The sequence below is a fragment of the Paenibacillus sp. FSL W7-1287 genome (assembly GCF_038004245.1).
GTDB classification, from domain to species: domain Bacteria; phylum Bacillota; class Bacilli; order Paenibacillales; family Paenibacillaceae; genus Pristimantibacillus; species Pristimantibacillus camelliae.
In genome coordinates this window covers 1812245-1824157 of record NZ_JBBORD010000001.1, presented here as the reverse complement: position 1 = coordinate 1824157, position 11913 = coordinate 1812245, and the positions used below count along the sequence as shown (strand labels likewise).

General features: G+C 40.9%; 16 protein-coding genes and 1 other RNA gene. 8 read left to right on the top strand and 9 right to left on the bottom strand.

All coding sequences use genetic code 11. The features are described from left to right. The first annotated feature begins 72 nt into the window (after positions 1–72). The gene (locus tag NSQ99_RS08135; RefSeq protein WP_251670477.1) at positions 73–513 is read left to right on the top strand and encodes a MerR family transcriptional regulator; all 441 of its coding nucleotides are present in this window, start codon (positions 73–75) and stop codon (positions 511–513) included. Between the two features lie 75 nt (positions 514–588). After that, positions 589–1257, top strand: a complete 669-nt coding sequence (locus NSQ99_RS08130) for a zinc metallopeptidase (RefSeq protein WP_251670469.1) — start codon at positions 589–591, stop codon at positions 1255–1257. A 48-nt stretch (positions 1258–1305) separates the two neighbouring features. On the opposite strand, the gene NSQ99_RS08125 is transcribed toward NSQ99_RS08130, so the two are convergent. Beyond that, positions 1306–2205, bottom strand: coding sequence for a LysR family transcriptional regulator (locus NSQ99_RS08125; RefSeq protein ID WP_251670467.1), 900 nt, complete (start codon positions 2203–2205; stop codon positions 1306–1308). 28 nt (positions 2206–2233) lie between these two features. Continuing rightward, a complete protein-coding gene (locus NSQ99_RS08120) occupies positions 2234–2866 on the bottom strand; it encodes a rhomboid family intramembrane serine protease (protein ID WP_251670465.1) in 633 nt (210 codons plus the stop codon). 87 nt (positions 2867–2953) lie between these two features. Here NSQ99_RS08120 and tpx point away from each other — a divergent pair, with 87 nt between their 5' ends. Next, positions 2954–3472 carry a thiol peroxidase gene (tpx, locus tag NSQ99_RS08115; protein WP_251670464.1) on the top strand — a complete coding sequence of 173 codons (519 nt, stop codon included), beginning with the start codon at positions 2954–2956 and terminating at the stop codon, positions 3470–3472. Between the two features lie 44 nt (positions 3473–3516). Here the strand turns inward: tpx and NSQ99_RS08110 are convergent, their stop codons facing one another. The 3 genes from NSQ99_RS08110 to NSQ99_RS08100 all read right to left on the bottom strand — a co-directional run bounded on the left by NSQ99_RS08110 (position 3517) and on the right by NSQ99_RS08100 (position 5059). Further along, complete coding sequence (locus tag NSQ99_RS08110) at positions 3517–3909, bottom strand: DUF1499 domain-containing protein (protein WP_251670455.1); 393 nt, start codon at positions 3907–3909, stop codon at positions 3517–3519. 107 nt (positions 3910–4016) lie between these two features. Continuing rightward, positions 4017–4198, bottom strand: a non-coding RNA gene (gene ssrS / locus NSQ99_RS08105) — 6S RNA. Positions 4199–4249: 51 nt separating this feature from the next. After that, complete coding sequence (locus tag NSQ99_RS08100) at positions 4250–5059, bottom strand: YesL family protein (RefSeq protein ID WP_340836107.1); 810 nt, start codon at positions 5057–5059, stop codon at positions 4250–4252. Between the two features lie 144 nt (positions 5060–5203). On the opposite strand from NSQ99_RS08100, the gene NSQ99_RS08095 reads away from it, so the two are divergent. After that, positions 5204–5329, top strand: a complete 126-nt coding sequence (locus NSQ99_RS08095; protein WP_251670451.1) for a sporulation protein YjcZ — start codon at positions 5204–5206, stop codon at positions 5327–5329. 78 nt (positions 5330–5407) lie between these two features. Here the strand turns inward: NSQ99_RS08095 and NSQ99_RS08090 are convergent, their stop codons facing one another. Further along, entirely contained in the window at positions 5408–6964 is a 1557-nt protein-coding gene (locus NSQ99_RS08090) for a DEAD/DEAH box helicase (RefSeq protein ID WP_340836105.1), read from the bottom strand. Between the two features lie 150 nt (positions 6965–7114). Here NSQ99_RS08090 and NSQ99_RS08085 point away from each other — a divergent pair, with 150 nt between their 5' ends. Both NSQ99_RS08085 and NSQ99_RS08080 read left to right on the top strand, forming a co-directional pair. Further along, complete coding sequence (locus tag NSQ99_RS08085) at positions 7115–7960, top strand: YitT family protein (RefSeq protein ID WP_445670493.1); 846 nt, start codon at positions 7115–7117, stop codon at positions 7958–7960. Positions 7961–8092: 132 nt separating this feature from the next. Then, positions 8093–8281, top strand: a complete 189-nt coding sequence (locus tag NSQ99_RS08080) for a hypothetical protein (protein ID WP_432806959.1) — start codon at positions 8093–8095, stop codon at positions 8279–8281. A 134-nt stretch (positions 8282–8415) separates the two neighbouring features. On the opposite strand, the gene pfkA is transcribed toward NSQ99_RS08080, so the two are convergent. The 3 genes from pfkA to NSQ99_RS08065 all read right to left on the bottom strand — a co-directional run bounded on the left by pfkA (position 8416) and on the right by NSQ99_RS08065 (position 10956). Beyond that, positions 8416–9384: a 6-phosphofructokinase gene (gene pfkA / locus NSQ99_RS08075; protein ID WP_251670445.1), complete on the bottom strand. Its 969-nt coding sequence runs from the start codon at positions 9382–9384 to the stop codon at positions 8416–8418. Between the two features lie 36 nt (positions 9385–9420). Then, entirely contained in the window at positions 9421–10500 is a 1080-nt protein-coding gene (locus NSQ99_RS08070) for a tetraprenyl-beta-curcumene synthase family protein (protein WP_340836104.1), read from the bottom strand. A gap of 258 nt (positions 10501–10758) precedes the next feature. After that, complete coding sequence (locus NSQ99_RS08065; protein WP_251670441.1) at positions 10759–10956, bottom strand: cold shock domain-containing protein; 198 nt, start codon at positions 10954–10956, stop codon at positions 10759–10761. A gap of 406 nt (positions 10957–11362) precedes the next feature. Here NSQ99_RS08065 and NSQ99_RS08060 point away from each other — a divergent pair, with 406 nt between their 5' ends. Next, the gene (locus NSQ99_RS08060; RefSeq protein ID WP_445670492.1) at positions 11363–11581 is read left to right on the top strand and encodes a hypothetical protein; all 219 of its coding nucleotides are present in this window, start codon (positions 11363–11365) and stop codon (positions 11579–11581) included. A gap of 43 nt (positions 11582–11624) precedes the next feature. Continuing rightward, a complete protein-coding gene (locus NSQ99_RS08055) occupies positions 11625–11804 on the top strand; it encodes a hypothetical protein (protein ID WP_251670438.1) in 180 nt (59 codons plus the stop codon). Positions 11805–11913: the final 109 nt, after the last annotated feature.

The following is an 11913-nucleotide window of genomic DNA, read 5'->3' as shown; positions in this document are numbered from 1 at the left end:
ATACATATTTGACGAGCAACACTCTTTCCTATTAAAATAATAAAGATACGTTAGAAAGGACGGTGAACAATATTGACAGAGGCAACGCTTCTACGCATCGGAGAATTGGCCGAACGCGCGAATATAAGCTCACGGACGATTGATTATTATACCTCGATTGGACTGATCATGCCTGCAAAACGGTCAAAAGTTAATTATCGTCTATATAATGTTGAAACCTTAGAGCGATTAGAACGTATTGAATCATTAAAAAAAGACAAATATACGTTAGACGAGATTAAGAACATTTTGGAGCAATGGGATCATATCTCTCCGAAGAAAGAGATCAAGCAAAAGCTTTCTGAGCTGGAGAAACAGTTGCATGCCTTGCAGCGTGAAGTGAAGGAGCTAGAACCTGTATTGGATCAGCTAAAGCCGAAGCAAGCGAAGCATCTTTATTCCCGTCTTCTCCCACAAACAGCCGCTTGTATGGAGGCATTAATGATCCTCATTAACAAAGGGTCAATTATATAGTTAACGTTCCCACTTACATGATCCTTGTACGATTTCTCGACTGCGTCTATTAACATCTTATGGAGGAATGTAATTATGATCTACATATTGTTAATTTTGGCTTTCGGATTGACAATTTGGGCACAGTTCAAAGTTAAAGGAACATTTAAGAAATGGTCCGACGTAGAGGCATCAAGCGGCTTAACGGGATATCAAGCTGCAAGAAGAATGCTGGACAACAATGGTCTACAGCATATCCCGATCGAACCAGTAGCAGGCGCTCTTACTGACCACTACGATCCAATCAATCGTGTTGTACGCTTATCAGAGCCTGTATATTATGAGCGTTCAATTAGCGCGATATCCGTTGCTTGTCACGAAATCGGGCATGCGATTCAGCACAAGGAATCCTATCCATTCCTGGTAGCTCGTCATAAAATTTTCCCAATTGTGAATTTTGCATCGGGGATTGCACCGTTTCTTCTACTTGCCGGTTTCTTATTTAATATGTTTGGTCTTGCACAAATCGGTGTTATCTTCTTCGCTATCACCGTTCTATTCCAGCTCATTACATTGCCAGTTGAGTTCAATGCAAGTAATCGAGCAAGAGATTTAATGGTAGCTGAAGGCTTTATCCGCAGTGATGAAGAGCGCGGTGTTGCAAAAGTGCTTAACTCCGCAGCGTTGACTTATGTAGCTGCTGCACTGTTGTCTTTAATCGAGCTTATTCGATTCGTTTTAATCCTTACGCAAAATCGTGAATAATGAAAAGGCGAGTATGAACATCAACATAGATGTTCACACTCGCCTTTATTATTGCTTTGTATACTTTGCAAAGTAATCTAATAAAAAATTGTAAAATACCTTTGCTACTAGCGGCAGCTTTTCATTCGTTCGATGGATGAGCCCGATATTTCTTGTAACGACAGGATCAACAACCTTAACAATCGAGATCGGAAGCGGCGATATATATTCAACAGCAAGCTTAGGAAGCAAGCTTACCCCCATTCCAGCCGCTACAAGCCCCCGAATCGTCTCGGTCTCTTCCCCCTCGAATGCAATATTCGGTTTAAACCCAGCCTGCTCACAAGCGTTAATAACAAGCGAACGCAGAGAGTACCCTTCACTAAACATAATGAACGGATCAGTCTTCAGCTCCTCTAGTCGAACCTGTTCCCTGCGGGCCAACGGATGATTACTAGGAAGAATTGCAAATAACTCCTCTGTAATAAGTACCTTACCTGTTACTTGCTCGATATCGTTCGGCACTGGTGAAATAAATGCAAGATCAATTTCTCCTTTAACCAGGTCACGAATTAATGAAGGGTACATCCCTTGTTTAAACCTAAAGCGAACATCAGGATTATGACTTCGGAAGGCAGCCACAACCTGAGGAACGAGTGATATTCCGAGACTATGCGGAAACCCTAGGCGGATCTCGCCTTTTTCCGGGTCAAGAAATTCATGAATTTCCTGCACTGCACGCTCAAGATCCTTTAATATTTCATCGGCTCTGCGTAGAAATAGCTGACCAACTGGTGTTAACTGCAGGTTTCTTCCCTTTTGCACGAAAAGCTTTACACCTAGCTCCTCTTCCAGCTGATGTATCTGCCTACTTACCGCTGATTGCGCGACATGAAGCTCTTCAGCAGCTTGCGTAACATGCTCTTTCTTCGCCACCTTTACAAAATAATAAAGCTGTCGCAGTTCCATATCATTAATTCTCTCCTACTCCTACTATTTATCTATTTTTTAGCTTGTTCATTTGCAGCTGATCAAAAAAACGGTACAGCATAAAGCCGGTAATAAATCCGCCAATATGACCCCATACATCAATCATCGGTGTGACGAAGGTTGTAATTAAGCTTATTACTAAAATAATATAGATCGTTCTAATCGATGCTGTATCTAATAGCTGCTTACGAAACATTGCAAGGAAGAAATATGCACCAAACACTCCGAAAATAGCTCCTGAAGCGCCTAGAGATAGATGATAGCCATCTCCTTGTATATTACTCATTACGGCTGAGAGAGCATTTCCCCCAATTCCGCACAGCAAGTAGAACCATACATAACGCCGACTCTTCATCACAAACTCGAGAGGTGGAGCAAATATAATGAGCATCATCATATTTTTAAATAAGTGACCGAAATCCGCATGCAGGAACACAGATGTGACGTAGCGCCACGGCTCTGTTAGTCCCATTGGATCAATGCCAGTGATAGCTACGAACATTCCAAAGCTGTAAGCTTTATTTCCCCAAGCAGGAATTAACGTAATTATAAAACAAACAATGCATAAAAATGCAATGGCAGCCGTAATCGGATAACTCCGTAAATACCCTTTAAAGCTTTCGTAACGTATGAAAATCATAGCATTACCTCCTCTTGTGATTGGACATCCCTAAATCGTAACGTTATAATATGTACGTAATGCATCTTATTTAAGGAGGTTTTTTTCATGACTCAAGAACGCACTGGTGTTGCTACTTTAAAGGGCAATCCGATTACATTAGTTGGTCCAGAATTAAACGTAGGAGATAAAGCTCCGGACTTCACCCTATGCAAATCATTGGGTGAATATGTATCGTTACAGGATTATGCAGGTAAAGTTAAGCTTATTAGTGTTATCCCTTCCATTGACACGGGTGTATGTGAAGCTCAAACCCGTAAATTCAATGAAGCTGCATCCAGCCTAGGAGACAATGTCGTCGTACTAACAGTTAGCGTCGACACACCTTTCGCTCAGGCTCGCTGGTGCGGTGCAGCCGGTGTAGATCGCGTCGTGATGCTGTCTGATTATAAGGACAACAACTTCGGCCTTTCCTACGGCGTATACATAAAGGAATTTGCACTGGATATGCGCTCTATTTTCATCCTAGATGAAAACAACGAAATAAAATACGTTGAGTACTTGTCAGAAATGTCTAACCATCCTAATTATGACGCTGCGATTGCAGCTGTTAAAGAGCTGGTATAACTGGAAACAAAGCGAGTGAAGGATAGCCCTTCCTCGCTTTTTCTTTAAACATTATTCAGCTTGTATGCAGAAAGCTTTTTGTCTAGCACGCGATAAATGTCTAATATAACTCGATAATTAGAGCCTAGATCTCCTAGAGAGCCTCTCGATGCCGAATAAATATCTACGGCGGATCTCAATGGATCCACACCAATGACAGAGACCGTAATATCCATCGTTCTTCCGAATATCGTCCGCTTTTCTAGAACGATCTCGCCAACGCTTTGTACCTCATGCAGAAGCTTATATCCTTGCATCTTCTTTAAAGTAGACACGACTTCCTCCCAAGCTTTATCTTTGGATAGCTTGTAGACGTGTGATTTTAATGCAGGATCCTTTGCCTTGTCCCCTGTTCCCTCAAAGCTTCGTATTAACCCAACTAAGGTGCGTTTTAACAACAGTGATCTCCCCCTCTGTGTCCTAACTCTCTACATGATAACATGATTCTATGTATGAAAAAAGAGCTTTCACCAGCTTGCACCGGTAATCGCTCTCGATCTACGTATGACAACCCGCATATGCCGTTCAGCTCAAAATGTTTCTGAACCCGCTCTCGCAGGTGGGTGTCCGCATTTATGCATTTGAAGTCCCTGTAGAAGGGCAGGTCAGCTGCATAAAGATTTGAACTCCCGTGAAACAGCCATTGGTTCAAAACAACGCTGAGCGTTACGTACATCGCAGGATGTAATGTCATTATAGACCGATTTAGGGCAAATGTAAACGAATTTGCCTCTGTAATTATTTGGTATCTTTATAATCTGACTTTACGAGATCCTCACGATCCATCTCCGCAGCAATTTCGACCTCTTCTTCTTCATTCTTCTTCATATCCTCGAGCTGCTGCTGCAGTTTAGTATAAATTAGATTAAAATTCCAGTAAGCAACAGCCGCGATCATGCTCCCAGTAAAGAAAGGAAGTAGCCATGTAAATTGAGTGAAGCTTAAAAACAATACAAACCCAACTAATATTGCTGTCGTAATCGAGCGTAACGGCTTACCAATGGTAATAAGCACTGAGTTTTTAATTAATTGGAACGTCTTCATATGATAATGTACGAGCATAGAGAAGAAATTAAGTAATGAAACTAAAGCAAGTACGATTAATCCAATGAAAATACCTGAAACAATTTGTCCGCTGCCGCTGTTTGCGAAGAAGTAATAATCGACAACAAGAACAATAATAAGAATCGTATAGATAATGCCACCGAGCATACTTTGCTTAAAGTTATCCTTATATCCCTTAAAGAAGGTTTTGAACATCGGTACATCACCTTCACCCGTAACCCACTTACGAGCAACAGAGAACATCGCAGCCGTTGAAGGGAAGAATGTGAATGGTGCTAAGACTCCTAAGGTTAAACAAGCGGTCTGGATGAAGCTCAACATTTGATCTTCAGGCACTTGTCCATTTACAAGAGATATAAAGCTCATAAAGAAGAACACAAAAAACGGCGCGCCGCACAATATCCATAATAGATTAATAACCGATAGCCTCATTATCCACTCTGTAAGTCGGTAAATCCCACCCATAACACCTCTAGGTTCCATTGAATACGCCTCCATTTTCAAAAAAGTACAGAAGAGAAAATAGCCCAAAATCACATTATCTGGGTATTGGTCTAAACCAACGATAAGCTACAGCATAGTATATGGTATGTTCCCCAACAAGAAAACTTAAAGGAGGTTGCTAATATGGGCAACGCATCATACAACAACTGTGGATACGGTGGTAATTACGCTGCATGGGTTTTAGTACTATTCATTCTTCTAGTTATCATTGTTGCAACATTTGGCTTCGGTAACGGTTACGGTTACTAATACGTTAATCGATTGAACAAATAAGTAAATATGTAGAAAAAGTCCGTGTTGCCCGCAGGCAACACGGACTTTTCATGTTTACTCGCTTTTGGAGTAGGAGTTGGAACGAGGGCGTCTATCAGAGCGGCCTTCGTAGCTGCGTCCTTCACTTTTTTTCGAGTAGCTTCGACCGTTACCATCCCCACTTCCGCTGCTGCGGTTGTTGCCGTAGCGACGATCACGCGAGCTATTGTTACCGCCGCGATAATTGCTGCCACCACCACCACGCTGGAATGGGCGTCCACTGGAACGTACATCAGGTCTGCGTTTTTTTGCACGAAGCGGCTCTTCAGGAGTAAGCTCAATTTCAACTTCCTTCTTATCACCTGTTAGCAGCTTCAATGATGCTGCAAGCAACTGAACTGAATCATATTGCTCAAGCATTTGAATAGCAAGTCCTTTATATTCGGCAAATTCACCATGTTCCACAATATCAATGATACGCTCAGCTGTAATGCGTTGTTTACCCTCGATAGCTTCAGTTAAGCTAGGCAACGGCTTACGCACCATGCGTTGACGTGTAATACGCTCGATAAAATGTAAATGGTCAATTTCACGAGGTGTAACAAATGACCACGCCTTACCTTCTTTACCTGCACGCCCAGTACGACCGATACGGTGTACGTAGCTTTCAGGATCCTGTGGAAGGTCAAAGTTGATAACATGTGTGACACCTGATACATCTAGTCCACGTGCAGCTACATCTGTAGCTACAAGAACATCGATGCTTCCGTCGCGGAATTTACGCATAACGGTATCTCGTTGATTCTGAGACAAATCACCATGCAAACCATCTGCACTGTAGCCACGTTTTTGCAACGCTTCGCTCAGTTCATCAACACGACGCTTCGTGCGTCCAAAAATAATCGCAAGCTCTGGAGACTCCATATCAAGCAAACGGCTAAGTGCTTCGAACTTTTGACGTTCATGCACTTCGATGTAAGATTGCTCAATAGATGGTGCAGTAACCTGTTTAGGGATAACAGATACATGCGCAGGCTCTTTCAAGAACTGCTGTGCTAGGCGTTGAATGTTAGCTGGCATTGTTGCAGAGAACAACATCGTTTGGCGCTCTTCTGGAACCTGCTTCAAAATATTTTGAATATCTTCCATAAAGCCCATATCCAGCATTTCATCCGCTTCATCAAGTACAACAGTTTGTACATCTTCAAGACGAATCGTTTTACGATTAATATGGTCTAGAAGACGTCCAGGTGTTCCAATAATAATTTGCGGCTTCTTTTTCAGTGCACGAATTTGACGGCCAATCTCTTGTCCACCATAAATTGGCAATGAACGAAGTCCTTTGTATCTCGTAAGCTTACCGATTTCTTCTGAAACTTGAATAGCCAGCTCACGTGTTGGAGTCATAATAAGCGCTACAATGCGCTCCTCGCTAACCGGGATTTTATTAATTAGCGGTATCCCGAACGCCGCAGTCTTACCCGTACCAGTTTGAGCTTGGCCAATCAAGTCTTGTCCAGTTAATGCAATCGGAATCGCTTTATCTTGTATCGGTGTAGATTCCTCAAAACCAAGCTCTGTAATTGCTTGCAACACCTTAGGTTCCAAGCCAAATTCAGCAAATGTTTTCAAACTTTTCTCATACTCCTTCTATTTTAAAGCCTCTAAAAAAACGTCTTACCTATTATACCACAGTTTTACATGTGAATACTAGCTAACGTTTATCATAATACTATAGTAATAATAAGCCGTCTTAATTATACATAGGAGTGATTAGTAAAAATGCGTAATCTTTTGCTCAGCAAAAAACAGATTGTTTTTCGCTTTATTATGATGACTGTCAGCTCCTTACTGCTAGCTTTTGGATTTAATATGCTGCTTGTACCGCTGCAGCTGTTAAGTGGTGGTATATCTGGTGTTGCGATGGTCATTGGTTACATTACAAAAAGCAATATTGGCTGGCTGTACCTATTATTAAATTTACCAGTACTGATCTGGGGCTGGTTCGTATTAGGTAAACAGATTGTCATTTGGAGTATATTTTCAGTAGCAACTTCAACACTGTTTATGCAATTAATACCGGTGTATCAGCTAGCACACGATGAGCTTCTAGGAGCAGTTTACGGTGGCATCGCGGTTGGCTTAGCTAGTGGTATTGCCCTTCGCTGCGGAGGATCGACTGGTGGATTCGATATTATTGCGTCGATCGTAACGTTAAAAAAAGATTTGCCGCTCGGTGTTATTCTTTCAACATTAAACGGTCTCGTTATTACACTACATATTTTATTCACTTGGGATTTTGAGCTTGCGATGTACTCCCTTGTATCCATCTTTGTCGCTGGGAAAATTATCGATGTCATTCACATTAAGCACTTAAAGGTAACCGTGTTTATTATTACGACGGAAACTGATGCCATGCTCAAACAGCTGTTGAACCACCCAAGAGGAATTACCATCATTAAAACCCGCGGAGCCTTTACGTCCAATGATCGAGATATGCTTATGACCGTTCGGACAAGATACGAGCTTGCAGGGCTAAAAAAAGAAATACAGAGCATTGACCAACACGCTTTTGTTAATATTGTTGAGACGGTCAGCGTCATCGGGCAATTTAGAAAACTTACATGAAAACTAAATGCGAAAATGTGTTATCTTTGTTCTTTTGTGGTATAATAAAAATGTTCCATAGCAACGTTGTAACGATGTTTTTTTCCTCTCTTTAACACTTTAAACTTTGGGATTGGGGTGTTGTTGATGGATATGGAAACAGTTAAACTTGCAACAATTGTTGAACGTCTAGCGCCTGAAATGTTTCATTTTTTAACGTCAGAGGAACTCGACACCAAAATTGTGCTTCGAGATGGAATAGAGCTTCTCGAGCCTTCTGATGCACTGGAAATCGTTCAATTCAGCATCTGTCGGGGACAGCTAGGAACAATACTGCATTAACAGGTAATCGGGTAATATCGCCTCACTTTAATATTTTTAAAGCCTTTGCCACGTGGCAAAGGCTTTTTATTATCCATCTATAAAAAAGAGATCGTGAAGCCGTTTATTGCCTCACCATCCCTCATTTTTATACATTATTGAGATAAACGCAATGCCAGATTGTACATATCCATGTTGAATGGACGTTTCGTTGTCGTAACGACTTCAATATCTGTTGTCGTGAGCTCACCGTTCACAACACCGCAGCCTTTACCAGAATTTCCTTCCATTAGCTGTCGAACAGCGAAGTCGCCTAGTCTGCTTGCTAACACTCGATCCTGAGCTGTCGGCGTTCCACCACGTTGAATATGTCCAAGTACGGTAACACGCGCTTCGATACCGCTAAGCTCAGTAAGTTTATTAGCAACATCCTCGCCCTTACCTGCCCCTTCAGCTACGATAATAATACTATGACGCTTTCCTTTTTCGAAATTGTGCTTCATACGGTCTGCAACTTCATTAATATCGTACGGTACTTCAGGTACGATAATCGTTTCTGCACCACTAGCTAGACCTGCATACAGCGCTATATCTCCGCAGTGACGACCCATAACTTCGACGACTGACGTACGCTCATGGGAAGACATCGTATCACGAATTTTATTGATCGCATCAACTACGATGCCAACAGCTGTATCAAAGCCTATTGTAAAGTCAGTGTAAGGAATATCGTTATCAATCGTTCCTGGAATCCCCATTGTCTTGATGCCAAGCTTGCTCAGCTTATTCGCTCCTTGATAAGAGCCATCTCCACCGATGACAACTAGACCATCAATACCTCTCGCACGCAAGATGTTTGCACCCTTCTCTTGTCCTTCTGGCGTCGTAAACTCTTTACAACGAGCAGTTTGGAGAATTGTACCTCCGCGTTGAATAATATCGCCAACACTGCGTAGATCCATTGGACGCAGGTCGTCATTCAATAAGCCTTGATATCCTCGTTGTACCCCATAAACCTCAATTCCATGGAAAATCGCACTACGGACTACCGCGCGTACAGCAGCATTCATCCCTTGAGAATCCCCACCGCTAGTTAATACTGCAATTTTTTTCACTGATGACATTGTTAGTTCCTCGCTTTCAAAATTTCAATATATATATTAAGCCTGCTGCTTTCGTATCCACATGCTATTCATTAAAAAAAACAAACGAGTTATCGGGCTTCTTTTCATCAATTGCTTAGAGACCTTACGTACATCAGACTGCTGCTGTACTTTAGGGTCAGATAAATATAAAGCTAATAATCCTTCAATGATTAAACGATGAAAACCAGATTCGGGAAGATGCTGTACATCCTCTCTTGCCCGATTCACAATCATAGCGATACGTTCTACAAGACTTGCTTCATCCTTGTAGTAGCTGCAGAAATTCAAATCACCACCAGCCTTATCTTCCGCCTGGTCAATTAAGTAATCAAGCAAAATATGTAAGGCACATACATGAGGGAAATAAATATCTTTAAATGCTTGCCCCTCTTGCTCAGTCAACTCAGGGTCAGTTGCGTTGAGAAACAACATAAACATACCAAGCGTTGATCCTGTTGCAGCAGCAAACTCATTCCATTGTAACTGAGGATACTTATTCTGGTGAAGCCTCCACCATGAAAGCAGTTTTTCCTCACGTTGATCCTTCGCAATATGCTTGTACACCTGCAAATCACAATATAATGATACAAGCTCATGAACATGAGGCTGTACCTTATCATATGCAGGAAGCTTTCTAATTTGTGTCTGACATTGCTGTACTAGACCGTGCAAATACCCGTTGTCATCTTTTTCCGTACGGTAAGCGTAATAATCCTGCAGCTCAGCTGTCGGATTAATGGCATCGAGCATAGACTGATGAAGCATACGAAAATCATCTGCATCAAGAGACGTACTTCGATCACACAAATTATCTAAATAATCACTAATCGTTTGCAGAGCGACAATTAGTGAAATTAACACTTCATGATATTGTAAATTAGCAGCAGCGTATACTCCACCGCCTTGGCAATGAAACTTCTTATCCCTAATACTGTTCAAAGCTTGCTGCCTTAATTCGGGATCCGGAATATGTTGTGCTTTTTCCTTCAACTTTGCCAACTCAGCATCTACACTTGGCAATACATACTTGTACACCCGATGCATTAGTCGGATAGCACCCGTCGGAGCCTGTTTGCTCCTTTTGGCTATGATCATATGAATGTACCTCCTGGATCGCAGTGACCATCCGTGCAGATGAATAGTGCAAATCTGATCTCAAATCATCTACAACCTAATGTAACATAATTCGCCCATAATAATCTAGCATTTAACTATTACAGTTTCATGATTTGTGAAAATCACCTTACTCTTCACTTCATAATATGTATAAAATTATACAAAAATCATTCACAAAAAAGAGGGCTTGTCTGCAACATCAGTGCAAACAAACCCTCTTTGGCTTAGCTCATTTATTTATAGCTTCTGAACATTCGCAGCTTGTGAACCACGATTACCTTCAGTAATGTCAAATTCAACTGACTGTCCTTCATCTAAAGACTTAAAGCCATCGCCAAGAATTGCAGAGAAATGTACGAAAACATCTTCACCATTTTCTGCTTGAATAAAACCATAACCTTTTTCTGCATTAAACCATTTTACTGTACCTTTCAAATTACACTACCTCCTAAAATTGACCACCGCCTAAGCAGTGAATACAAACATTATAAATTTAATTCAATTAAATTGCAATTTTTACAATTATTGAATATGTTTTATTATATGGGGCATTATTAATAATTATGCCTTTTAATTAAAATAATATTTTTCCAATCTTAGTTAATGTCACGAATGCCGCACAATTTCAGTTATATTCAACAACTGTTATGTTTATGCGCGCATTACATGCCAACTTTTCACATATAGGAGAAACAAATACGAGCATACTTATTAATACTAATGAAATTATTACGAATGAAAAAATCTACTTGCTCGGTTGATTAGCGAATTAATTATAGCTATGATGGTACTATTAACCATAAACAATATAGAAAGTGTGATGAGTTTGTTCAAAAAACATGTGATTTACAAGCAGGATAAATACAATATGCTTACGGTAGAAGAGCAAGGAAAAACACTTGTTGTTCGACACATTTCAGATCAATGGGGAGAAGAAGGCTTCCAGTTTATAAGTCGTGCTGAGCTGCTTCATTGGGCTGACAACTTCTTTCGTAAAGAGGACTTCATTGGCCGTGAGGACGAGCTCGAGCAGATCATGAGTAATCTACGCAGCATTTAAAGGAAGTTTTGATTAGCTCGGTCTTAGTCTGGAGGTGATTCGTATGGACAGCACAATTAGCATTGTTTTTATTATCGTTGCATTTTGTTTAGGTGTAGTTCTTATTATGAAGAAGGATACGATACCTCCTCCGTTGAAGAAGTGGATGGCTATCTCTTCGATTGTGATGATTTTGTTCGCATTTTTCATAATCGTATATTCTTTATTCAGCCTAGGAACATAATCTAACGTATACAGACCAGCTTAAGAATGAACGAAGCACGCTTGGGGAAAGATAAATTGAAAACTTTCTCAAGAGGTGCAATGATGAACACGGCTGTAAAGAAATGGCT

Coding starts and splice junctions, on each gene's coding strand:
- NSQ99_RS08130 (WP_251670469.1), top strand. CDS start 589: ATGATCTACATATTGTTAATTTTGGCTTTCGGATTGACAATTTGGGCA.
- NSQ99_RS08125 (WP_251670467.1), bottom strand. CDS start 2,205: ATGGAACTGCGACAGCTTTATTATTTTGTAAAGGTGGCGAAGAAAGAG.
- NSQ99_RS08120 (WP_251670465.1), bottom strand. CDS start 2,866: ATGATTTTCATACGTTACGAAAGCTTTAAAGGGTATTTACGGAGTTAT.
- tpx (WP_251670464.1), top strand. CDS start 2,954: ATGACTCAAGAACGCACTGGTGTTGCTACTTTAAAGGGCAATCCGATT.
- NSQ99_RS08100 (WP_340836107.1), bottom strand. CDS start 5,059: ATGGAACCTAGAGGTGTTATGGGTGGGATTTACCGACTTACAGAGTGG.
- NSQ99_RS08095 (WP_251670451.1), top strand. CDS start 5,204: ATGGGCAACGCATCATACAACAACTGTGGATACGGTGGTAATTACGCT.
- NSQ99_RS08085 (WP_445670493.1), top strand. CDS start 7,115: ATGCGTAATCTTTTGCTCAGCAAAAAACAGATTGTTTTTCGCTTTATT.
- NSQ99_RS08080 (WP_432806959.1), top strand. CDS start 8,093: ATGGAAACAGTTAAACTTGCAACAATTGTTGAACGTCTAGCGCCTGAA.
- pfkA (WP_251670445.1), bottom strand. CDS start 9,384: ATGTCATCAGTGAAAAAAATTGCAGTATTAACTAGCGGTGGGGATTCT.
- NSQ99_RS08070 (WP_340836104.1), bottom strand. CDS start 10,500: ATGATCATAGCCAAAAGGAGCAAACAGGCTCCGACGGGTGCTATCCGA.
- NSQ99_RS08055 (WP_251670438.1), top strand. CDS start 11,625: ATGGACAGCACAATTAGCATTGTTTTTATTATCGTTGCATTTTGTTTA.